Annotated in this window: 16 protein-coding genes; 14 read left to right on the forward strand and 2 right to left on the reverse strand. The window is 42.3% G+C overall.

The window, feature by feature from the left end:
• The first annotated feature begins 1 nt into the window (after position 1).
• The 3 genes from DS742_RS00745 to DS742_RS00755 all read left to right on the forward strand — a co-directional run bounded on the left by DS742_RS00745 (position 2) and on the right by DS742_RS00755 (position 4,348).
• Positions 2–1,051, forward strand: a complete 1,050-nt coding sequence (locus DS742_RS00745; RefSeq protein ID WP_117415128.1) for a DUF3810 domain-containing protein — start codon at positions 2–4, stop codon at positions 1,049–1,051.
• 85 nt (positions 1,052–1,136) lie between these two features.
• Positions 1,137–3,440, forward strand: a complete 2,304-nt coding sequence (gene glgB / locus DS742_RS00750; RefSeq protein ID WP_117415186.1) for a 1,4-alpha-glucan branching protein GlgB — start codon at positions 1,137–1,139, stop codon at positions 3,438–3,440.
• On the forward strand, positions 3,437–4,348 hold the full coding sequence (locus DS742_RS00755; RefSeq protein WP_117415129.1) for a mechanosensitive ion channel family protein: 912 nt from the start codon (positions 3,437–3,439) through the stop codon (positions 4,346–4,348). Before glgB ends, DS742_RS00755 begins: the two co-directional genes overlap by 4 nt.
• A gap of 64 nt (positions 4,349–4,412) precedes the next feature.
• Here DS742_RS00755 and DS742_RS00760 read toward each other — a convergent pair whose 3' ends face one another.
• Positions 4,413–5,168, reverse strand: a complete 756-nt coding sequence (locus DS742_RS00760) for an SIMPL domain-containing protein (protein ID WP_117415130.1) — start codon at positions 5,166–5,168, stop codon at positions 4,413–4,415.
• 236 nt (positions 5,169–5,404) lie between these two features.
• On the opposite strand from DS742_RS00760, the gene malQ reads away from it, so the two are divergent.
• Positions 5,405–6,883 carry a 4-alpha-glucanotransferase gene (malQ, locus tag DS742_RS00765; RefSeq protein ID WP_117415131.1) on the forward strand — a complete coding sequence of 493 codons (1,479 nt, stop codon included), beginning with the start codon at positions 5,405–5,407 and terminating at the stop codon, positions 6,881–6,883.
• A 53-nt stretch (positions 6,884–6,936) separates the two neighbouring features.
• Here malQ and DS742_RS00770 read toward each other — a convergent pair whose 3' ends face one another.
• Positions 6,937–7,836, reverse strand: a complete 900-nt coding sequence (locus DS742_RS00770) for a hypothetical protein (protein WP_205692725.1) — start codon at positions 7,834–7,836, stop codon at positions 6,937–6,939.
• Between the two features lie 624 nt (positions 7,837–8,460).
• Between DS742_RS00770 and DS742_RS00775 the strand changes: the two genes are divergently transcribed.
• The 10 genes from DS742_RS00775 (at position 8,461) to DS742_RS00820 (ending at position 21,653) form a co-directional block, all read left to right on the forward strand.
• Positions 8,461–9,003: an HD domain-containing protein gene (locus DS742_RS00775; RefSeq protein WP_117415132.1), complete on the forward strand. Its 543-nt coding sequence runs from the start codon at positions 8,461–8,463 to the stop codon at positions 9,001–9,003.
• A gap of 215 nt (positions 9,004–9,218) precedes the next feature.
• Positions 9,219–10,184, forward strand: coding sequence for a glycosyltransferase family 2 protein (locus DS742_RS00780; protein WP_117415133.1), 966 nt, complete (start codon positions 9,219–9,221; stop codon positions 10,182–10,184).
• Positions 10,171–11,709, forward strand: a complete 1,539-nt coding sequence (gene wsfD, locus DS742_RS00785) for a glycan biosynthesis hexose transferase WsfD (protein WP_117415134.1) — start codon at positions 10,171–10,173, stop codon at positions 11,707–11,709. The genes DS742_RS00780 and wsfD overlap by 14 nt, the downstream gene beginning before the upstream one ends.
• A 36-nt stretch (positions 11,710–11,745) precedes the next feature.
• Positions 11,746–12,612 (forward strand): diguanylate cyclase domain-containing protein, encoded by an 867-nt coding sequence (locus DS742_RS00790; RefSeq protein ID WP_117415135.1) that lies wholly within the window; start codon positions 11,746–11,748, stop codon positions 12,610–12,612.
• Entirely contained in the window at positions 12,590–14,185 is a 1,596-nt protein-coding gene (locus DS742_RS00795; protein WP_117415136.1) for a DUF2334 domain-containing protein, read from the forward strand. The genes DS742_RS00790 and DS742_RS00795 overlap by 23 nt, the downstream gene beginning before the upstream one ends.
• Positions 14,186–14,194: 9 nt before the next feature.
• The gene (locus tag DS742_RS00800) at positions 14,195–15,493 is read left to right on the forward strand and encodes a glycosyltransferase family 2 protein (protein WP_117415187.1); all 1,299 of its coding nucleotides are present in this window, start codon (positions 14,195–14,197) and stop codon (positions 15,491–15,493) included.
• A 10-nt stretch (positions 15,494–15,503) separates the two neighbouring features.
• Entirely contained in the window at positions 15,504–17,804 is a 2,301-nt protein-coding gene (locus tag DS742_RS00805; protein ID WP_170313323.1) for a cellulose biosynthesis cyclic di-GMP-binding regulatory protein BcsB, read from the forward strand.
• Positions 17,805–17,836: 32 nt separating this feature from the next.
• Positions 17,837–18,274, forward strand: coding sequence for a hypothetical protein (locus DS742_RS00810; protein WP_117415138.1), 438 nt, complete (start codon positions 17,837–17,839; stop codon positions 18,272–18,274).
• The gene (locus DS742_RS00815; RefSeq protein ID WP_170313324.1) at positions 18,241–20,037 is read left to right on the forward strand and encodes a glycosyltransferase family 39 protein; all 1,797 of its coding nucleotides are present in this window, start codon (positions 18,241–18,243) and stop codon (positions 20,035–20,037) included. The genes DS742_RS00810 and DS742_RS00815 overlap by 34 nt, the downstream gene beginning before the upstream one ends.
• Complete coding sequence (locus tag DS742_RS00820) at positions 20,034–21,653, forward strand: TlpA family protein disulfide reductase (RefSeq protein WP_117415140.1); 1,620 nt, start codon at positions 20,034–20,036, stop codon at positions 21,651–21,653. Before DS742_RS00815 ends, DS742_RS00820 begins: the two co-directional genes overlap by 4 nt.
• Positions 21,654–21,660 lie beyond the last annotated feature (7 nt).

Genomic DNA, 21,660 nt, shown 5'->3' on the forward strand with positions numbered 1-21,660 from the left:
TATGGGAAAAAGAGGGAAAATTACTGATAAAAGATTGATTATAAGTTCTGCAGTTTTGTTTCTGCTGTCGTTTGCATTTCAGATTCTGGCCAGATCTGTTCCAGGGACCGGTGACCGGTATGCGTTACTTATTTATCCGGCAATTGTAGGAATCGCAGGCAGATTTTCAGGTTTATTTCCCTTTGCAGTGGTTGAACTGCTTTCTTATGCACTGGTACTGTATTGCGTTGTATATGGAATCAGGCATATTAGAGAAGGGAAGCGACTTCTTGTCCGGACACTTTTTGTGATTGCGTGTCTGTTTTTCCTCTTTACCTTTAACTGCGGGATTAATTATTACAGGACGCCGTTTTCAAAGACATCGGGACTGGAAGTGAAAAAATCTACAGAAGAAGAGCTAAGGAATCTCTGTCTTCAGCTTACCAAGATTGTCAATGGATTGTGTGAAGAAGGAGTAACCGGGCAGGTGGATACAGACGTTATAAAAAAAGAGAGTGTGAAAGCGATGGGAAAGCTGGGAGAGACCTATCCGGACTTATCCGGATATTATCCGCAGCCTAAGCCGCTTCTCTTATCCCAGTTTTTTTCTGTTCAGCAGCTTTGCGGACAGTATTCTCCTTTTACCGTGGAAGCAACCTATAACCGTTCCATGCCCGATTATAATATTCCCCATACAGTCTGCCATGAGCTGTCCCATTTAAGAGGGTTTATGAGAGAAGATGAGGCGAATTTCATCGGATATTTAGCCTGCATTGGTTCGGATAATGAAGCCTTCCGTTACAGTGGGTATCTAACCGGCTGGGTCTATGCCACCAATGCGCTGTCTAAGGCAGATGCTGTCTCTTACAGGGAGATCTGCCATCTTCTTGACCAGAGAGCATGGGAGGATTTAAGAGATAATAACGAATTCTGGGGGCGGTATGAGAGTAAAACAGCAGAAGTTGCAAACCAGATGAACAATACGTATTTAAAAATGAACAGCCAGTCTGACGGAGTAAAAAGCTACGGCAGAATGGTGGATTTAATGCTTGCTTACGCCAGAACAAAGTAAAGGAAAGCCATTGGAACTATTGAAAAATACTTTCTGCTTTGATAAAATTACGGTACAGAATCAAAAAAAGCGGGAGGAGCCAGATATGGATAAAACTTTATATGAGTTAATGGATTGGGCAGGTATCGAGGAAATCGTATATTCGGAAGCAGCAGATCCCCACCGGTTATTGGGACCTCATGTGACAGAGGCAGGGCTTTTGATTCAGACATTTATTCCTACGGCTGCAGATATCGTGGTGAAAGGAATGAATAACGGCAGGCTCTATCCGATGGAGCGGGCAGACGATGCCGGGTTTTTTGCGGTGCTTTTACCGGAGAAGACGAAAATATCCTATCTCTATCAGGTTACCTATGATAATGGCACCACCGGGGAACTAGTTGATCCTTACTGCTTTGATCCCTGCTATACGGAAACAGACATTAAAAAGTTCAGTTCCGGAATTCACTACAGCATTTTCGAGAAAATGGGAGCGCACCCTATGACCATAAAGGACACGAAAGGCGTTTATTTTTCTGTCTGGGCCCCCTGTGCCATGAGAGTCAGCGTCGTGGGTGATTTTAACCTGTGGGACGGCAGGCGGCACCCGATGCGAAGGCTGGGTGATTCCGGAATTTTTGAATTATTTATTCCCGGCTTACATACTGGAATGATATATAAATTTGAGATAAAGGCAAAGGATGGGGCTGTTCAGCTGAAAAGTGATCCCTATGCGGGCTTTTGTGAACTGCGCCCGGGCAATGCTTCTGTTATCTGGGATATGGAAGGCTATTCCTGGAATGATGATGCGTGGCTGAAAAAAAGAGCCTCTGTAAATCTTGCCAGGGAACCGTTTTCCATCTATGAAGTTCATCTGGGATCATGGCTTCGCAAAGAGGCGGAATATGATGAAAAAGGTTCCCCTTTGAATGGTTCAGAATTTCTCAATTACCGGGAGATTGGTAAGAAGCTTGTTTCATATGTGAAAGAAATGGGATACACCCATGTGGAGCTGCTTCCTGTTATGGAACACCCCCTTGATGCTTCCTGGGGATATCAGGTAACCGGTTATTACGCGCCTACCAGCCGTTTTGGAACGCCTGATGATTTTAAATATTTCGTGGAGCTTCTGCACCAGGAAGGAATTGGTGTGATTTTGGACTGGGTTCCGGCACATTTTCCAAGGGACAGTTTTGGTCTTGCCTGTTTTGACGGCACCTGTGTCTATGAGCATAAGGATCCGAGGCAGGGAGCCCATCCCCATTGGGGAACACTGATTTATAATTATGGACGCCCTCAGGTGACCAACTTTTTAATTGCCAATGCCCTGTACTGGGTAGAAAAATACCATGCAGACGGAATTCGTATGGATGCTGTGGCCTCCATGCTCTATCTGGATTACGGAAAAAATCCTGGAGAGTGGATCCCTAATATATATGGGGGGAATGAGAATCTGGAAGCGGTAGAATTTTTAAAGCACTTAAATTCCATTTTTAAAAACAGGAAAGACGGTGCGGTTCTGATTGCAGAGGAATCGACTGCCTGGCCCAGAGTTACTGGTGATGTGAAGGAAGACGGACTGGGATTTGATTTTAAATGGAATATGGGCTGGATGAATGATTTTACGGGTTATATGCAGTGTGATCCTTATTTCAGGAAAAATCATTACGGAGAACTGACCTTTAGCCTGCTGTATGCTTACAGTGAAGATTTTATTCTGGTGTTTTCCCATGATGAGGTAGTTCATTTAAAGGGATCTATGATTGGTAAGATGCCGGGAGATACGATGGAGAAGAAGGCGGCCAATTTAAGGGCTGCTTATGGATTTATGACAGGGCATCCGGGAAAGAAGCTTTTATTTATGGGTCAGGAATTCGGCCAGGTCCGGGAATGGGATGAAAACAGAAGTATAGACTGGGAACTTTTAGACGAAACTCTCCACAGTCAGATGAAGGATTATGTAAAAGCCCTGAATCATCTCTATATAAGCCAGCCGGCCCTGTATGCGTTTGATTATGATCCGGAGGGTTTTGAATGGGTGGAATGTACGAATTCCGGGGACAGCATCATTGTTTTCTTAAGAAAGACAAAAAAGAAGGGAGAAACGCTTCTCTTTGTCTGCAATTTTGATACCATGCTACATGAAAAGTATCCGGTGGGCGTCCCGTTTGAGGGAAAATATAAGGAACTGATCAACAGCAGCGATACTTCGTTTGGCGGAGAAGGATACCAGAATAAGAGAGTAAAGATTTCTAAAAAGAAAGAAGCCAACGAACGGGAGAATTCCATAGAGATTACGGTGGCCCCTCTTAGTGTGGCTGTCTTTTCCTGTACGCCCGTAAAAGTAAAAACAACAAAAAGAGTTGCAATAAAAAAGGATAAGAAAGTGAAACAGGAGAATCTGACATGATAGTTCATTTCATTGCCGCTTCAGCGTCTCAGGAGTCTCTTGCAGCGCTGCAGCAGGAAGTTCAGGAAAATTTAGAACAATTAAAACCCAATGTTTTGATGGACACGATAAAAGGCTGGCTGCCGGCAGTCATTGCATTTGGCATTAAACTCTTACTGGCACTTTTGATTTTTTTTATCGGATCCAGAGTGATTAAGGTTTTGCATGGTATGCTGAACCGTTCTTTTAAAAGAGTGGATATGGAGGTGAGTGTAAGAAAATTCCTTCTTTCCGTCTTAAATGCAGTCATGTATTGCCTTCTGGCATTTATCATTGCAGGGCAGATTGGTGTGAATTCCGCTTCCATTGTAGCGCTTCTGGGTTCTGCCAGTATTGCCATTGGTCTGGCTGTTCAGGGAAGTCTGGCAAATTTTGCGGGAGGAGTACTGATCCTTCTTATGAAGCCGTTCCGGGTGGGTGATTACATTGTATCACAATCAGGTGAAGGAACCGTCCGTACTATCGGTCTGGTCTACACTATTCTCAACACGGCAGATAATAAACAGGTGGTAATACCAAACGGAACTCTTTCCAATTCCCCCCTTACCAATGTGACAGCCATGGATAAGCGCAGACTGGATATCCTTGTAGAGATCGGTTATGGGGCGGATTTAAAGAAAGCAAAAGAGCTGCTGGAATCCATCTTTAACAGTCAGCCTGAGGTGAAAAAGGAAGAACCGGTTGATATCTTCGTCAATGATTTATCCTCCAATTCGGTAACCATCGGGGGAAGGGGCTGGACTTCAGTGGAAGACTACTGGACTGCAAGGTGGAAGATTTTAGAGCGGATTAAGCTGGAGTTTGATGAAGCGGGGATTGAGATTCCTTACAGCCAGCTGGATGTTCATATTAAAGACGGGGGAAGATAAAAAGAAAGCTGTAGCAGCCTGTTCCCGGAGATATCTCCGGGCGGGTGCTTCAGCTTTCTTTTATTTATTTAATACTGTAGGTTACGGTAACCTGCGCTGTTATGCTGATCTGACCAGGTTCAATAGCTATTTGTTTGGCGCCTGCTTCAAGGGAACCTGCGGCGGAGTCTGCAGCATAAGTTGTATATCGGTTCTCATTGTAAGAACTGATTTCCTGTACATTTGTAACCTCGCCAAGAGATTTTCCGCTTGCAGCTGCCATAGCCTCCGCTTTTACTTTTGAGGACTCAACAGCTTTTTTTAAGGCTTCCTGATAGGATTCATCATATTTGCTGGACAGGTAAGATATACGGTCTATGTTGTTGATACCTGCATCGATGGAAGAGGTAAGGAGCGTACCTACCTGATCCATAGGGATATCTGAAACAACAATACCTGTTCGCATCTCGTAACCGGTTATTTTCTGTCCATCGTTCCAGTCATAAATAGGCTGCAGACCGAAACTGGAGGTCTGAATGGATTTTTCATCAATACCGGTGCTTTTCAAAAAGCTGATTACTTTATTTACGTCAGTGCTGTTTAAATCCTGAACGGATTTTGGGTCTGCAGCCTGGGAGGAAACAGCAAAGCTGACTTCTGCTTTGTCGGGAACAACCTTTACTTCCTCTTCGCTTTGTACCTGTATATTGTTCTGGTTCTGTGCATTAACAACCGCCTGCGGGGCGGGAGCAGAAGCACCGGCTGTCTGAGTGCAGGCAGTTAAGCCGAGAACTGCGGCTGTAGCAGCAGCTGCTGCCAGTGTTTTATTCATTCTTCTCATAATTAAATCCTCCTGATTTTATAGTAGTTGCTGCGTTGTTGTGACATCTTCATTCTACATGAAAACAGAAGAATTAGTATTTCTTTTCTCTTAACATTCCGGGTCGAAATTCCTATGATTTTTTTACAGAAAAATCCTGGGAAGGCAATGGTTGCCATTCCTGTGGCTTTATGCTATTGTTAACCCATAAGATTGTTGAAACATTGGAAAAATGTGTGGATAAAGGAGACTGGTTTATGCGGAAATGCGGTATGTTGCTTCCGGTTTCAGGCCTTCCGTCCAAGTACGGAATCGGAGCGTTTTCAAAAGAGGCTTATGAATGGATTGATCTGTTAAAAAAAGCGGGACAGCATTACTGGCAGATTTTACCCCTGGGACCTACGGGTTATGGGGATTCTCCCTACCAGTCCTTTTCTTCCTTTGCAGGAAATCCATATTTTATTGATCTGGAAGAACTGGTCAGGGAACATTTGATTTCAGAAGAACAGTGTGATTTACAGGACATTGGAGATGATCCCTCATCTGTAGATTATGAAAAGATATATGAAAGCCGTTATCCTTTATTGAGGCAGGCATATGAGTCGTGGAAAGATAAGGGGAATTCTGCCGGAGAGTTTCAGGAAACTCTGGGTGGGGAAACGGTATGGTATTGCTTTTATATGGCATTAAAGGATCATTTTCAGGGAAAAAGCTGGATTGACTGGGATGAGGATATCCGCTTAAAACAAGACGCGGCTGTGGAATATTATAAGAAGACTCTTTCGGATGAGACAGGTTTTTATATATTCCTTCAGGTTAAGTTTTGGGAACAATGGGAAAAATTAAAGGCCTATGCCGGTGAACAGGGGATCCGGATCATCGGAGACCTTCCTATTTACGTGGCATTTGACAGCGCAGATGCCTGGGGCCACCCCGAGCTTTTTCAGTTTGATGAAAGCGGATATCCGGAGGCAGTTGCGGGCTGTCCGCCGGATGCGTTCGCTGCTGCAGGCCAGCTGTGGGGAAATCCCCTTTACCGCTGGGACTATCACAAGGAGACGGGGTATGAGTGGTGGATGAAACGTCTGGAATACAGCTTCCGTCTGTATGATACGGTAAGGGTGGATCACTTCCGTGGCTTTGATGAATATTACCGTGTTCCGGCAGGAAGAGAAGATGCCATGGTGGGGACCTGGGAAAAGGGACCAGGCATTCAGCTGTTTCAGCGTTTAAGGGAGAAATTCGGGAATCTTGATATTATTGCGGAAGATCTTGGGTTTCTGACTCCGTCGGTACTGAATCTGCTTTCAGAAACAGGTCTGCCAGGCATGAAGGTTCTGGAATTTGCTTTCGATGCCAATGGCGAAAGCATTTATCTTCCTCATAATTACTCCAAAAATTGTGTTGTTTACACCGGCACCCATGATAACCAGACCTTAAGAAGCTGGTATGAGGACCTTTCTGAGGCGGACCGGAATTTCAGCCACAGATACTTAAACAATTGGAATACTCCTTACGATGAGGTTCACTGGGATTTTATCAGGCTTGCACTTGCAAGCGTGGCAGACCTTGCTGTAATACCGGTTCAGGACTATTTAGGAACTGGCAGAAACGGAAGAATTAATGAACCGTCTACGCTGGGAAACAACTGGAAGTGGCGTCTGAAACAAGGGGAGATAACGGAAGACCTTATTAATAAATGCAGAGAGTTGGCATTGCTTTATGGACGAAAATAAAAAAAGGATCCGTGCCTGTTTTAAGCGCGGATCTGTTTTTTTGCCTTTATAAATTAATTTTTCTTTTTGTTAGAATTTGATTTCGACGGAGATTTCGAGGTATCTGTATTTTTAACGTTTTCTTTCGTTGCTTTGGCAGCAGTAGTAGCTTTAGCAGCAGTGGTAGCTTTGGCTGCCTTGGTATCATTGGCTGCCTTGGTTTCTTTCGCCGCCTCTGTTTCCCCGGTGGCTTCAGTTTCTACAGTATCCCCGCTTCCTTCGGCTTCCTCATTTTCCATCTCAGCCTCCTCAAAGCTTTCTCCCTGAGGTGTGAAAGTAACGTGAAGTTCATTACCGATCTTATCCTTTGCGGTAATAGTGATGTTCTCTTTCTTAATTTCAAATGTCACAAGTCCGGTACTGCGGTCAATAGATAGGGGAAGAATATCGGTATTCTCCTCATCAGATGCTGCAATGGAGGAATAATCGACGCCGGACTGGGTATCTTCCAGACGGAATGAAAGAATGCCATTCTCCAGTACATTATCTTTAACTACAGGAGGCGTATCATCCAGTACACTGACCTGTTCATACATAGCTGTTTTCATTTTGTTAAATCCGGTTAATTTCACTTCCAGCATGCCATTATTGGTTAACGTGGCTTTGTAGGTTTTTCCCCCTGTTTTAGTTAATTCAATAGGAGTGCTGTCCAGGGCGACTTCCATGGTTTTTATGGGAAGAAGGGATTTGACCTTTAGTTCCATCGTGGTGGTAATATAATCGCTGCTTTCACCAATGGTAATCTCCGCTTTCGGACTGGAGGTTACCAGTAAAAAGATGAGTCCGTTAATTACGATGAAAGGAAGCACATAAAACAGAAGGACCGAAAGAAAACCGCTTTTTCCATTGTCACGCCGGTATCCGGAGCTTGTCCTGCGGCGGTCCGGTCTGGGTTGGTTGTTATACTGATTCATATGAATTCAAATTCCTCCTGATAATTATTCCGTTACCTAGCATAGCAGAAATTGGGTGATCTTACAAGTTTATACGGGAAATTGTAATAATTTAATTTATTCTTACGAAACGCCGTTTCTATGCGTGTTTCAGTGGTTCCATTTTCTGCATACCTAAAACTGGGCACAGGTGTCACATGTAGACCTTCGGCTTATGATTGATACTTATTATAGTAACAAATGTTGAAAAACATGTCGAAATATGTTAAAATGAGTAACATGAAAAGGGGGGATTAAAACTATGGTAAACTTAATATTTTTCTTGTTGGTAGCTGTAGCGTTAGGTTCTGTGATAGTAAAAAAGTTAAAGAAATAAAAGTGATTAAGAGGCGGTTAACCCGTCTCTTATTTTTCCTGGCAGGTTGTTGACATTATTAAGTCTAAAAATTACTATAAGGGAATTGCAAATGCTATATTAATGATGTATATTATATAATCGTATTTTTGACGAAGGCATTGAACAAGTGCCTCTTTCTTATCTGGTGATATAACCGGCTATTTAAGGTTATTTAAGCTTTTTACAATACGGACTGTTAAATTGTCACAATTTGTGTTAATATATAAAAAAAGATAAGGAGATCAGGTATGGTGGAGAAAGCTGTTGCATTTGCGAGCAAATGCCATGAGGGGACCTGTCGGAAGGGAACTCAAATCCCTTATATTGTCCATCCTTTGGAGACCGCAGTGATTGCATCATTAATGACTTCAGACCAGGAAATAATCTGCGCTGCGCTGCTGCATGATGTGATTGAGGATGCAGGCGTTACGAAATCACAGCTGGAAAAGGAATTCGGATGCCGGGTTGCACAGCTTGTCATGGAAGAGACAGAAGATAAGACCAAAAGCTGGAAAGAACGCAAAAGTGCGACATTAAAGCATCTGGAACAAGCCTCAGAGGAGATTAAGATTCTTGTATTAGCGGACAAGCTTAGCAATCTAAGAACAACTGCAAGAGATTACCTTCTTATGGGGGATGAGATCTGGCAGCGTTTTAATGAAAAAGATAAATCCCAGCATGCCTGGTATTATTTAAATATAGCCAGACTCTTAAGCGAATTAGAACAGTTTGGTGTTTATCAGGAATATAAAACATTGTGTGAACATGTATTTGGTAAGATCTATGAGTGAGAAACAACATAAACTTTTCCCTAACCTTTACGAACCTGCTGACAGACATTTTTGAACTCATTTGTTGCTGTATTTGTGAACACTTATATGAAAATCTTTGCTGGATACATAGATTAAGTAAAATTATAAATGGATTGGTTAGAAACCTTTACTTTCAGGTAAACTACCAGATAAAAGCTTTATTGTATGAAGTGTGACCGAAAGGAGTAGGTCGTATGAACAAACTTTGTATTGTTGTGCCATGCTATAACGAGGAACAGGCGCTTTTGTACACCAATGCGGAATTGACCGGAGTTGTGGCCCGGCTGGTGAAGTCTGAAAAGATTGATAAATCCAGTTTTATTCTTTATGTGGATGACGGCAGCGAAGACAGCACCTGGAAAATCATTGAGAATTTCCGAAAGCAGTCTCCGCTTGTCTTTGGTTTAAAACTTGCCAGAAATACAGGGCATCAGAACGCTTTGACAGCTGGTCTTTTAACAGCCATGAATTATGCGGATATGGTTATCTCAATTGATGCCGACTTACAGGATGATGTCTCTGTCATGGTAGAGATGGTGGACTTATATCTTCAGGGTAATGATATCGTATATGGTGTACGTAAAAAGCGTGATACAGACACCTTTTTTAAAAAGTTCACTGCCCTTGGTTTTTACAGACTGATGCAGCTGATGAAGATTCAGATTGTTTACAATCATGCTGATTATCGTCTTATGTCCAAGAGAGCGCTGATGCAGTTTTCTCTGTATAAGGAACGAAATCTGTTTTTAAGAGGAATCGTTCCTTTGATTGGATATCCGTCTGCCACAGTAACGTATGACCGGAAATCCCGTGTTGCAGGTGAGTCCAAATATTCACTGGGCAAAATGCTTTCCATGGCTTTTGAAGGAATTACTTCATTCAGTATACAGCCCATCCGCATGATAACGGATTTAGGTCTGATCATTGTACTCTGCAGTATCTGTGCAGCTGTTTATGCATTTTATTCCTTTATTACGGGGAGAGTGGTTGCAGGATGGACTTCTACCATCCTGTCCATCTGGTTTATCGGTGGAGTGCAGCTTCTATCGGTGGGACTCATTGGCACGTATGTGGGAAAGATTTATGTTGAGGTAAAGGAGAGACCCAGATATGCAATTGAGGTAAATGATTTGGCGGAGATAAAGCATGAAGAATCGTGAGGATAAAGGAGCAGCTTCCTATATTACATTTTTAATAAAGTTTCTGCAGAGAGTAAGAAGCAGGATAAATAAGATTAATTCCATTATGGAAGGAAAATATTCTCCTGCCCTTCTTGCATTTGCTGTTACAGTCCTTGCAGCGCTTACAACAATTTTGATTCTTTTTCTGCCTAATTATCTTGGTGTGGCAAATGACGGATCTACAGATGAAGTGATGAGATCTGCAGGGATTTATTATATGGAAAAAGATCCGGAACAAAATTACGGGGATTATTTTAATAAAACTTATACAGAAGTTGCATCTGGAACGGAGGTTCACGGGAAGGTATTAAATAGCCAGCTAATCTTTTTTAAGGCAGCAAAGGCTCTTGACCATTTGTTTACAAGAGACAGTATTTTTGATATTCGTTTTTTGGGTTTGATCTATTTCCTGCTGTATCTTCCTGCTTTGTATCTCATTGTCCGGCAGACTTGTGAACGGGTGAAGAGCTTCTCAGAAGGGATCCTGATCGCAGGAGCGGGACTGATTATTTTTTCAGATGTAGGGTATGTGACTTATTTTAATTCTTTTTATCCGGAGGCGTTATGGTTTCTTGCCATGCTTTATTGTGTGGGTGCCTTTATGTCTTTTCAGAATAAGCGCTCTGTGTATAAAGATTTAGCTGCCCTGATTCTGATTCTGGTATCAGGAAGTGTACTGATCAGTTCCAGACGGCAATGTGCTGTAATGGGTTTTATTCTCGCGGTCACGGTTATTCGTCTGATCTCTGTCCGAAGAAGCTTTATCTGGATAGGAGGCTGTGCTGCAGGGGCTTTTATGCTGAGTCTTCTTTCGTTTATTTGTATCCTGGGCTATCCGTCTGATTTCAGTGAGACCAGTAAATTACATGCCATGACGAGAGGCGTTTTGTTTTGTTCTGCTGATCCTGCCCGGACTCTTGCGGAATTTGGTATTGATCCTTCCTATGAATTGCTGGCTGATGCTTCTGCCTATGATTATCTGCCTTTTGTAAAATCAGGTGACAGTTCCTTATACCATGGTTTCATGGATCAGTATTCGATTTCCGATATTGGGGTTTATTACTTAAGACACCCTGGCAGTCTGATTGGTATGATTGATGTTTCCATCAAACAGGGGATGGATATGAGACGAAGTAATTGCGGAAACTATGAGAAAGAGGCAGGCTTTCCGGAGAAAGCAAAGAGTCTGTTCTGGTCAGGCTGGAGCAGTTTTAAGGAATTGTCGGTACCCAAAACGGCAGGGTATTTATTTTTGCTTACAGGTTCCATTATTTTTTTGTTTTACAGAGGATATTCCATACGTCCGGTGAAAGACAGAAGAAATGCGGTTTTTTTAGATATGCTTTTCATGGTCCTGTTTTCTTTGCTTTCCCAGTCCATTGTGGTAATTGTTAACAGCGGTGATGCGGAGATGGTGCAGAGACTGTTTCTTGTGGGGCTGTCAATTGATATTATGACCTACTGTGTTTTCGCAGAATTACTTCATAAACTGGGAATCGTTTAGAATCCGCTTTATGTGTTGAAATGTGAGGAAATTAATATGATGACAAGTAAAAATTCGTTTGGTTATCTGCTGCAGGATTTTGGACTGGTGATTTTGCTGTTTTGTCTGTTTGCCGGATCGATGATAGTCAGTTATTCGGAAAAGAGCATGATGTTTGAAGCAGTTATTATGCTGCTTGGAACCTTTTTTGTAATTCTGTTTTCCGGATTTAAGCTGTTTTCCCTGTCACTAATTCTGGCAGGAATAGAAGTTACTTTTTATACCGCTTACCGGTTGTATCTGTTCCTTTCCTATGATGTTGAGATTCCCCTTTACAGCTATCTCTGGATTATCATACCGATTATTTCCGCTGCGGCCATGTATCTGTTTGTATCCGGAACCCACAGACTGGAGCTTGAAAATGATATTTTAAGAAACCAGGTGGAAGAACTGGTTGTGCTTGATCCGCTCACTAAGCTGTATAATCTAAGAAGCCTGTACAATGATTTAAATGTGCTGACAGCTTATGCGGAAAGAAACCAGATGTCACTTTCCTTAATGATCATAGTACTGAAATATGAGGCAGAGTTAAAAAGCATTTTATCAAGACAAAACTATGAGCTTGTCATACAGAGACTGGCCGAACTTGTGGTGGATACGGTGCGGGTGGAAGACAAAACTTATTCCATTGACAAGAAAGGATCTCTCGCAGTCATACTGACCTGCGGCAAAGAAGGAAGTGAAATTGCAATGAGAAGGATCAGAAGCCGGATTTCCAACCGGGAAGCCTTTCATGGTATTACTGACGCTTCTATTAAGATTGAAGTAAAGATGGCCAGCCTGGAATATAACAAAGAGGTATATGAGAACAATATGATTCTGTTCAAGCAGAGGGTAGAGAATGAATTGCAATATGATGTATAGAAAGTTTTTTGCATGTGTGGGCGTATTCCTGTATTTTTCTTTCGTCAGTATGGGCGGTGTTTTAACTTCTTATGCAGAGGACATGCCCCAGGGAGATATCCTGATTATCTACAGTGACAATGCTGGTGAAGATACAGTGGCTGCAGTCAATGATCTTGTGGAGCTTCTGACCTATCAGAGCTTTAAAATCAGCTATGGACCGGCTTCTTTTGGAATGCAGTATATGGACCGGTTTTCCTATATTATCTGTTATGATTTAGATCAGAGTCCGGCTGGCTTTACTGAAAGGCTTAAACAGTATGAAAACAGCGGCATAACAGCCGGAAGAACAGAATCACCCCATATTTTATTTACAGGCAATGAGTATTTCAAATACTATCTTGATCATACAAAGAGATCGGATCAGTATGAGCTGTTAAACAGCACTGTGGGACAGCTAAAATATTCCTTTGATGGTTTAGACAATAAGACCGGACTGGTCAGGGAGAGCTGTTTCGTATTCTTAAAAAATTCAACATATCGTAGCGGAATGTTAACAGTCAATGATAAAAGGGGATATTTTTGTGCCGGGAACGGAAGATTAACCCATATACCTGCAGCCGATATAACCAATCAGTTAATAAGGGCTGCTATGATAAAAGAGGTATCCCAATGGAAATGGCCGTTTAACGGAAGTCCTCACGTATATGCGCAGTACATTTTAATAGACAGGGTTTATCCCTATGAAGATCCGGAGAAGCTGCTTAAAACAGTAAACCTGCTGATTGAGAGAAAAACTCCGTTTGTAATCTCTGTGATGCCAATGTATGTAAATGGAGACTATCCTTCCATGGTGCATTTTTGTGAAGTATTGCGTTTCGCACAGGCAGGCAAAGGCGCAGTGATCATCAATGCTCCCATTAATCAGATGAACCGTCTGGATAAAGACGTTATGCTTGACTATCTCAACCGGGCGATAACCATATACAATAAGCAGGGAGTTTATCCTTTAGCTTTGGAAGTGCCCCGCAACTGGATGTTTCAAAAAGATACCATTGAGATTATGAGCCATTTTAAAACAATTTTTACTTCCAGTGAGACGGATCCGTATTTAAAGCCGGAAGATAGGAACACCAATGAGGTTTACAAAGACGGACATCAATGGGTGGGGACATCAATTCCTATCGATGATACAAAAATCAGCTATGTATCAGCTTATTCCACGTCACTACCCATCAGCCTGCAGGAGGATTATGAGGAAATTGAAAGAAAAGTAAAAGCCTGCAGGGACTCGTTCGTTCCGTTTAAAAGCCTCTGGGATATGGAACATGGTTATTGGCTGGATAAGCAGCTGATGACTTATAAAAACGGGGATTTGATTCTGAATAATAAAAAAATGGATTTAAAATTTACGCCTTCTGTTTATCCGGACCGTTATAATTACCGCCGCAATATGCTTCAGCGGTTTTCCAGGGATTTAACTTCCCAGAGCAGGAGACTGGTCATTGCAGTGGGACTTACTTCGGTACTTTTTTTGCTGCTGATTCTCTGGGCCAGGTATAGAAACAGGAAAAACTATTTCTTTCATGATTAGGGAGGGGCCATGTCATTTATTGATGTTCTCGCAATCTATTCAATCTTTGCCATTTGGAGTCTGCTGTTTTTAAATATTGTACTTTCCATAGGGGGTTATATCTATATTATGGGAATGTACCGTACGGACGGGCATCAGCCGGTTTTGGAATATCCCATGGTGACGGTTATGGTTCCTGCCCACAATGAGAGTATTGTGCTGAGAAAAACGATGGAAGCTTTATTAAAATTTGATTATCCAAAGGACCGGTATGAGATCATCGTGGTGAATGACAATTCTACCGATGATTCAGCCCAGGTTTTAAAAACCATTCAGCAAAAGAATCCGTCTGCCAGAATTATTATCATCAATACGGATCATGTAGCAGGAGGAAAAGGAAAATCCAATGCGTTAAATATCGCACTTTCTATGGCCTCTGGCTCCGTAATAGCCATCTATGATGCGGATAATACACCGGAAAAACAGGCCCTTAGGATTCTTGTGGAGAATCTTATGTCAGACGACAGGCTGGGAGCTGTAATTGGCAAATTCCGTACCAGAAATAAATATGCATCTCTGCTGACCAGGTTTGTAAACATAGAAACTCTGGCTTATCAGTGCATGAACCAGGCAGGGCGGTACTTCTTTTTTAAATTGTGTACCATACCTGGAACAAATTACGTGATACGCCGGGAACTGATTGACCGGATGGGCGGGTGGGATGTAAATGCACTTGCAGAGGATACAGAGATCAGCTTTCGTTTATACAGAATGGGTTATTATATCAAATTTATACCTCAGGCAGTCACCTGGGAGCAGGAACCTCAGAAACTGAAACAGTGGTTTAAGCAGAGAACACGGTGGGTAAAAGGCAATTTATATGTTTTAAAAAGTAATTTTAAATATGCCTTTGATCCTGAGGCAGGAATCATGAGACTGGATGTGATCTATTATGCCCTGGTTTATCTGATGATGTTCAGCTCTCTTATTTTCTCGGATATGATATTTATCATTGGAATTCTTGGGCTTGGTCATGTTACCCTGGGCGGATTTTCTTCCCTGCTGTGGGAGATGGCAATTTTACTTTTTGTATTAAATGTAGCAATTACTTTATCTGTAGAAAGAAATGAATTTAATTTGAATAATATACTGCTTACATTTGTCATGCTGTTTACTTATGCAAAAATGTGGGTACTGGTTGTAGCAAATGGCATGATTCAGGGAATCCGGGATGCACTTTATCAAAGGGAGACAGTCTGGGACAAGACGGAGCGTTTTGAGGAATTGGCAGAGACAGTTACAAAAAATACGAAGCAGATGTGGAAGTAAGGAGACGAATATGACAACATTGACGGATAAACATAAGAAAAAAACAGCGGCGCCGCGGAAAATATCAACCGCCTTTCTGCTGCTGTTTATCGTGATAACAAATCCTCTGGCTGCATACGGCTCCAATGCAAATGTTCCTGAACCTGGAAAAACTCAGGAAACTACACAGGAGAGCGTACAGCAGGAAAGCCAGCCTGACACGCCTGAAGCTCAAAAAGAGGACCAGTTAAACGTTCTGCCAGCAGCAGATCCTGACCTAGCTCAGATACCAGACCAGAATGAACCTGTGTACGAGCCTGTCAGTCATACCCAGGATACCTTTTTCTACAGGAAAACGCTGAAAGGAATTTATTCTTCCACAGATCTGTATTTTTATGTGGAAGATTACTGGGATACAAAGTATGTATATGCAAAAATACAGTATGATGTCAGTCAGCTCATTGAGAGCGCGGCATCATCCGTTACCTTTTCTGTCAATGATGTCCCTGTTCAGTCTTACAAATTGGAGTACAAAGATGGTAATTCCCAGATTCTCTATGTGAAGATTCCCATGGATCAGGTTCATACCGGTTTTAATTCGCTTTCTGTATCTGCTTATGCAAGACTTTTTGATGAACAGGGCTGTGTGGACGATTATTCAGATGCCAACTGGCTGAGCATTGCAGATACATCCTATATCCGATGCGGATATGAAAGCAGGGATCCTGAACACAGGATTTCCTATTACCCCTATCCGTTTATGGCAGCTTATGAGCCGGCTGGTAAAGGGCTGGTGATTGCTGTATCTGATAAAGCCGCATCAGGGGAAGTCGCTGCCGCCATGAACCTGATGGCCGATTTGAGTAAGCATACCGGGAAAAGAAATGATATTGAACTATGCCGGATATCTGATTTAAAGAATTATCAGCCATCAGAAACTATACTTATATCGGATTATAACGATCTGCCTTCCGAATATAAAGATAAAATCACAAAGGCGCCGGATTCCTCAGGAAATGCAATTGTAAATTTTATCGATGATTCCAATGCAAAACCATTGCTCATAATCACTTCAAATGATGATTCAAGCCTTATGGAGGCAGCTGACATGCTCATGGATGAGAACCGCCGCAAGCAGGAGACTGGAAATCTTGCAGTCATAGAAAAGGGAAGCGGGCAGCTGGCGGTGAATGCAGCAAAACAAAGTGATATGACTGCGTGGAACTATACTCTTGAGGATATAATGGGAAGCGGGCTTTCCTATGTAGGACCGTTTCATCAGGAGAAATATATCTATCTTCCTGTGTCAAAAGATTTTGTACTGGCACAGGGCGGTAAGGCAGTTTTAAAGTTCCGCTACAGTGAAAATCTGGATTTTAAACGTTCTCTGATCACTGTATTTTGGGGAGATGTGCCTTGCGCCAGCAAACGCCTCAGCCAGGAAAAGGCTTCCGGAGATGAGCTGACATTTGAGATGCCGGGGGATGTGACAGGAACATCTGCGTCCAGTTTAAAAATAACATTTGATTTGGAACTTCCTGATTTGCTTTGCACCCCCAGACAGAGTGACATGCCATGGGCTTATGTCTCCAGAGAATCTGCCATATTTTTGCCGCCTGCTGCTGATATTACGCTGTCTTTTGATTCCAGAGTATCTCCGTTTAGCAGAAATGGAAAATTTAATGATGTGCTGCTGATTCTCAGTGATGAACCGACTTCTGTTGAACTGAATCTGCTTGGACAGACACTGGCAATGTATGGTGAGGAGGCAAAACCCTATGGAACCATTCTTGTGAAAAGAGCGGGCGAATTTAATGGGAAGGAGGGAGATTACAATATCATTACAGCAGGTACACGCAATGGGAATGCTTTTATTTCCCAGATTAACAATAATCTGGCATTTAAGTTTGCACAGGACGGTGCCTCCTTTGAAAGCAATGAGCAGTTGGTTTTATCCAGGGAATATGCAGGGAAGATCGGGATTATGCAGCTGTTAAAATCGCCTTATTCCCTTAACAGGGGCATGCTGGTTCTGACTGGAAGTAACGATGAAACCCTTAAGAATCTTCTTGATTATCTAAGAGACAGCAGTAAGAGAGAAGAACTGAAAAAGGACTGCGTCATTATAGATGCCAGTCAGAATATTACGGCTCTTAAGTTTATAAAGGATGAGGAAGGTAAGGAGGGGCCGACTCTTGCCGAAAAACTGGTCAGGAATAGGAGATCCCTTGTATTTACAGCTATTGCAACATCAGCCATGTTTTTAATGCTGCTTGCAGTAATCATAATATTGCTGCGGATGCGCTCATACAGAAAAAAGAATGAAGAATAAACGGATACTTTGGGGAAGGGGTGAGGAAAAGGGTGAAATTAGAGAAAAACTGGTTTTATAGTTTTTGCATTGCATTATCAATTGCAGGCATGGCATATATCCTGATTACCGGCGTTTCTGATGTACAGGGCAATCAGGAGTATCCTTATGCAATGAAAGGAATGCTCATTCTTTTCTTTTTCCTCACCTGGGCCGGAGTAAATTTCTTTGCGCTGCTGTCTGCAAGAATAGGAATTACCGCAAAGCTTCGGAAGTATTATAAATACTTCTCTGGTATGGAGGTGGTCTATGTTTTCCTGATTCTGATCCTTGCATTTGCCGCAAGAGTTTTTGTGATACGGGAACTGCCCATGGATCTGGAATCTGATTATAAGACTTACTATGAGATTGCTAAAATGTTAAAGGATGGAGTTCTTCAGGAAAAGGGAGAGGGATATTGCAGCTATATCGGGATGTTTCCCATATATTAGGGTATAGTTATATTTTAAAGATTATTTTTGTTGTATTTGGGACTAGTATATGGCACGGACAGGCTGCAAATGTCCTGTTTTCCGTAGGAACTGTATTTTTAATTTACCGGATCGCCAGACGGCTGGGAGGCAGAATGGCAGGATTGACAGCGCTTACAGCTGCGGCGCTCTGGCCCTCCCAAATCCTCTATATCAATATGCTGGCTGCCGAGTACTCGTTTACCTTTTTCTTTTATTTATGTGTTCTGCTTTTTCTACATCTGGTCATGGATTATGATGGTGCCACAAAGCATGGGGTCAGAGGGGTTCTTCTTCATATTCTGCTCGGCTGTATGATTGCAGTGACAGCCGCAATCCGCCCTATGGCTCTGATACTTTTGATAGCAGTCCTATTATTTTTGATACCCATTAAGACCAGATTACCGGGAATACCGATCAACAGCATTTCCATCTGGGTGAGATTTCTGGCTAAGGGCTGGCTGCGGGCAGCACTGATTCTGGCGGCTTATATGACTGTATCAAGTATCATTAATACAGATATAGAACTTACTATCAATCAGTCAATTCCTTCCTTCAGCCAGTCCTTTGGATATAATTTGCTGGTGGGACTTAATGCGGATTCCAATGGCGGATGGAATGAAGATGATTCCAGGTTCTTATATGAAAATCTGGAACGGACCGGTTCTCCAATCCAGGCACAGCTTGCGTGCCGGAATAAAGCGTACCAACGGCTTACAGCTGATCCGGGCGGGGTATTTAACCTTGTTATAAAAAAATATGAATTACTTTGGGGAAATGATAATTATGGTGCTGACTGGAATCTGGCTTTTTTAAAAGAACAAAATGAGCTGACCCCAAACCGGGCAGTATTTCTGAATCAAATGAAAAGTGCCAACCAGATTGCTTATCTGGTGGCTGCGCTCTTTTCCTTTCTGACTTTGATTTATCTGCTGCAAAGGAGCGCTTCCGCCCTCTATGTTCTGGTTCTGGTTTATCTTGGAACGGCAGCCATACATCTTATGGTTGAAAGCCAGAACAGGTATCATTTTCATGTTCTGCCGGTTTTCATAATTATTGCATCTGTTGGAATAAAATATATTTTTGAGAATGCTGTGACGTTTGTAAAAGCATCAGATTTGGAACGGCAGCAGAAGGAAAACCAGCAGACGAGAGAAGAGGCCGTATTAAAGCAATTTGAAATCGAAGAACATAAAGCCATTGAGCAGCGTTATAAAAGTATGACCAATTCATTTGATATGCAGTCTGCCATACGGAATGGCAATGTAACTGTCACTGTTTCGGAAGGTTATATGGGACCTGATATGTTAAAAAAAGATAAAAGCGTGGTTACTGCAGCTGAAACTCTCCCTGAGAGGAATACAGCTTCTGCAGCTGACGAAATTCCTATTAGAGAAAGTGCAGAGCATAATCCTGCGCCGAAGATATTTCAGGAAGAAAAAACGAAATTTGATAACACAGATCTTGAAGAATTAATCCTGGAGCTGGAAGAAATTGCTGAAACAGGCAGGGTACCGCATAAAAATGTTGAGATACAACCCGCTCCCGAAAGTCCGCAGGATGAGACCTCTTTGCAGGAGGATAAAAAGGTATCTGAGCTGGAAGAAATACTGGATAAAATCAAAAAACTTGAGAAAAACCAGAATGATCTTCTGGAAGGGTATACAAAACTGAAGGAAGAATTGGAACAGGTTAAACTGGACCATACAGAAGCGGCACGTAACGAAAGGGGACATACCATATGAAAAAGGCTCTGCCGGGGAGCAGAACGGAGAAGGCATTAATCATCATTCTTTGCATACTGACGGTATTCACTGCAGGCGGTCTGCTATTACTGTCTCATTATTTCAATAAGGAAGAAGAGCTGCTAAGGAGGCAGAAGGAGAGCGCAGAAGAAACCTCTCTTGACGATATTACGGCAATCCTGCCGGAATACTGCAATTTAAATGAAAAAATTCCTGATATCGGTTTTACCAGTGAGACAGGAAAAAAAATATCCATAAAAGAATTTGAGGGAAAGCCGGCTATATTAACTTTTTGGGCCAGCTGGTGTCCGGATTGCCAAAACGAGCTTTCACATATAAATGAATTTTTAAAAACCGCAAAAAATTATGGAGACATCAATTATATCCTGGTGAATAAAACAGATAACAAAAAGGAGACAAAAGAAACGGCAAAAAAGTATTTATCAGATCAGAGGATCAGTTTGAATACTTACTATGACGAAGGGCTGTCTGCCTATAACGAACTCGGTATTCATGCCATCCCAACCACATTGTTTCTGGATGAGCATGGGGTGATACGGGCATGGAGCACAAAGCCGATTGTAAAAAATTCTGTGTTTGAGGGATATCTGAAAGATCTGACAGAAGGAAGCGCAAAAGTGACCGGTGATTTTGTACTGGGCAATCTGATGGATGACAGGGGAGGTGTTCATACTACCTATGATCCTTCTCAGGGGAATGCCATAAACAGCGATGTATTAAGCGAAACACAGGGAGTGATGCTGGAATATGCGTTATTGCGAAAGGATCAGCAGCTGTTTGAAAAAACGCTTTCTTACATCACAGGAATGATGCGCCCAAACGGATTAACAGCATGGAAAGTAAACGGAGATAAGCCGTCGGAGGTGAATTCGCTTATGGATGATTTCCGGATCATGGGTGCACTTCTTTCTGCAAATGATTTATGGGGCGGTTATGACCAGCTGATAAACGATTATTCCGGAGAAATAGCAAAATACGGACTTCACAACAGAAATTACGTGGATTTCTATGATGCCCGTTATAGGAAGTATGCAGACCGCTTTACTCTTTGTTATGGTGACTTACAGACGATGTCCCGGCTGGCAGACCGGGATGACAAATTCGCAGAACCTTATGAATCGGCCAAAAAGCTGATTCTTGGCGGAAAAATAAGCGATAGCTTTCCTTTGTATTACAGCTGGTATCATTATAGTACAAATTCCTATGCTTCCGATGATTTAAATGCTGCAGAAGCCATGATTACGCTGCTTCATTTAGCAGAAGCCGGGCTGCTGCCGGATGATTCAATGTCCTGGTTAAAGGCGCAAATGGATGCAGGAGGAGTGAAAGCGCGTTATAAAACAGATGGTACGGTTGTAGAAGGCTATCAGTATGATTCAACAGCTGTTTATGCTCTGATCGCGATGATTGGGGAGGTTAAGGGGGATAAAAGACTCCAGGGGAAAGCTCTTAAAAAAATAGAAAAAATGAGAATTATGGATACTGCTTCCCCTTATTACGGAGCTTTTGGTATGGAAGACGGAAGCGGGATTGCGTCATTTGATCAGGTTATGGCAATGCTGGCCTATGAGTATACAGGTAAATCCGCTGAATGAAAGGAGT

The organism is Lacrimispora amygdalina (genome assembly GCF_003432035.1).
Taxonomy (GTDB): Bacteria; Bacillota; Clostridia; order Lachnospirales; family Lachnospiraceae; genus Lacrimispora; species Lacrimispora amygdalina.

Bases quoted from the DNA above. Each gene is read 5' to 3' on its own strand.
- DS742_RS00745 (WP_117415128.1), top strand. From the start codon at position 2: ATGGGAAAAAGAGGGAAAATTACTGATAAAAGATTGATTATAAGTTCT.
- glgB (WP_117415186.1), top strand. From the start codon at position 1,137: ATGGATAAAACTTTATATGAGTTAATGGATTGGGCAGGTATCGAGGAA.
- DS742_RS00755 (WP_117415129.1), top strand. From the start codon at position 3,437: ATGATAGTTCATTTCATTGCCGCTTCAGCGTCTCAGGAGTCTCTTGCA.
- DS742_RS00760 (WP_117415130.1), bottom strand. From the start codon at position 5,168: ATGAGAAGAATGAATAAAACACTGGCAGCAGCTGCTGCTACAGCCGCA.
- malQ (WP_117415131.1), top strand. From the start codon at position 5,405: ATGCGGAAATGCGGTATGTTGCTTCCGGTTTCAGGCCTTCCGTCCAAG.
- DS742_RS00770 (WP_205692725.1), bottom strand. From the start codon at position 7,836: ATGAATCAGTATAACAACCAACCCAGACCGGACCGCCGCAGGACAAGC.
- DS742_RS00775 (WP_117415132.1), top strand. From the start codon at position 8,461: ATGGTGGAGAAAGCTGTTGCATTTGCGAGCAAATGCCATGAGGGGACC.
- DS742_RS00780 (WP_117415133.1), top strand. From the start codon at position 9,219: ATGAACAAACTTTGTATTGTTGTGCCATGCTATAACGAGGAACAGGCG.
- wsfD (WP_117415134.1), top strand. From the start codon at position 10,171: ATGAAGAATCGTGAGGATAAAGGAGCAGCTTCCTATATTACATTTTTA.
- DS742_RS00790 (WP_117415135.1), top strand. From the start codon at position 11,746: ATGATGACAAGTAAAAATTCGTTTGGTTATCTGCTGCAGGATTTTGGA.
- DS742_RS00795 (WP_117415136.1), top strand. From the start codon at position 12,590: ATGAATTGCAATATGATGTATAGAAAGTTTTTTGCATGTGTGGGCGTA.
- DS742_RS00800 (WP_117415187.1), top strand. From the start codon at position 14,195: ATGTCATTTATTGATGTTCTCGCAATCTATTCAATCTTTGCCATTTGG.
- DS742_RS00805 (WP_170313323.1), top strand. From the start codon at position 15,504: ATGACAACATTGACGGATAAACATAAGAAAAAAACAGCGGCGCCGCGG.
- DS742_RS00820 (WP_117415140.1), top strand. From the start codon at position 20,034: ATGAAAAAGGCTCTGCCGGGGAGCAGAACGGAGAAGGCATTAATCATC.